The 1,496-nt window shown below is 64.3% G+C and carries 2 protein-coding genes; one reads left to right on the forward strand and one right to left on the reverse strand.

Annotation, left to right across the window (positions count from 1 at the left end):
- Positions 1-236, reverse strand: a 236-nt coding sequence (locus ABNX41_RS21785) for a conjugal transfer protein TraD (RefSeq protein ID WP_438671771.1), incomplete at its 3' end; no start/stop codon positions are given.
- A 76-nt stretch (positions 237-312) separates the two neighbouring features.
- On the opposite strand from ABNX41_RS21785, the gene mobQ reads away from it, so the two are divergent.
- Positions 313-1,496 (forward strand): MobQ family relaxase (mobQ, locus tag ABNX41_RS21790; protein ID WP_438671772.1); only part of this gene is annotated, 1,184 nt, incomplete at its 3' end.

Raw genomic sequence — 1,496 nt, forward strand, 5'->3', positions numbered from 1 at the left:
TCGGCGGTGAGGCTGTCCGCGCCGGTGGCGATTACCAGTTCGCCAAGCTGTTGCACCTTGCGGGCTTTCAGTTCCCGCGCCTTGTCTTCCAGCGCCTTCAGTTCCGCATCATAGTCCCGTGGTTTGCGCATCGTCGTGTCCTTTCCCGGCCTCAAGTTAATGATGCGGTAAGGATAGTTGCGCAGGTTGCTGAACGCAGTATTGTTGCCGGGACGGTGTGGCACGGCCCGGTCCATCCCGAGATTTTTTCGAGGGAGGGCGCGCTTATACGTCGTTCCGACGTGCGCTTGGCCGTGCCAATTCTTGATCGCGATGGCGATCTATCATCTTCACGTCAAGGTCATTGGCCGCAAGGCCGGAAGCAGCGCGGTGGCGTCCGTGGCCTACCGCTCGGCTTCGCGGATGCGCGACGAGCGTATCGACCGTGTGCAGGACTTTTCCGCCAAGCGCGGCGTCGTCCATTCCGAGGTCATGCTGCCGGATGGCGCGCCCGAGCATCTTGGCGACCGCGAACGGCTCTGGAACGATGTCGAGGCGTTCGAGGTGCGCAAGGACGCCCAGCTTGCCCGCGAGGTGGAATTCGCCATTCCGCGCGAGATGACGCAGGCGCAGGGCATCGAGCTTGCCCGCGATTTCGTGCAGGCCGAGTTTGTCGATCAGGGCATGATCGCGGACCTCAATGTGCATTGGGACATCGGCGAGGACGGGATGCCCAAGCCCCATGCCCATGTCATGCTCACCATGCGCGAAGTCGATGAAGACGGGTTCGGCAAAAAGGTGCGGGAGTGGAACCGCACCGAGATGGTCGAACGCTGGCGTGAACGCTGGGCCGAGCATGTCAACGAGCGGCTGGCCGAGCTCGACATAGACGCCCGCGTCGACCATCGCAGCCTTGAGGCGCAGGGGATCGGGCTTGAGCCGCAAAGCCAGATCGGCGCGCCTGCGCAGCGGATCGAGGGAGAAGGGCTGGACGTAGCGGATCGCGCGGAACTGCATCGCGAGATTGCCCGCAACAATGGCGACCGGATCATCGCCGATCCTTCCGTGGCGCTGGACGCGATCACGCAGCAGCAATCGACCTTCACGCGCCGGAACATGGCGATGTTCGCGCACCGGCACAGCGACGGCATCGACCAGTATAACGCGGTGATGGGCGCGATGCGCAACGCGCCCGATCTGGTCGAACTCGGGCAGGACGGACGCGGCGAGGATCGGTTCACCACCCGCGACATGATCGAGACCGAACAGCGGCTCCATCGCGCGGCGGAATTAATGGCCGAGACGGAGCGGCACGAGGTCAGCGACAGGGACAGAGAGGCGGCTTTGGCGCGAGCCGGAGAGCGCGGTCTGGTCCTGTCGGGCGAACAGGCCGAGGCGCTGGCGCATGTCACGGACGGGAGCGATCTTGGGATCGTGGTCGGCTATGCCGGGACGGGAAAGAGCGCCATGCTTGGCGTTGCCCGCGAGACTTGGGAGGCGTCAGGCTTTGAGGTTCG

This window comes from Pseudogemmobacter sonorensis (assembly GCF_042762395.1).
In the GTDB taxonomy this organism is placed as follows: Bacteria; Pseudomonadota; Alphaproteobacteria; order Rhodobacterales; family Rhodobacteraceae; genus Pseudogemmobacter; species Pseudogemmobacter sonorensis.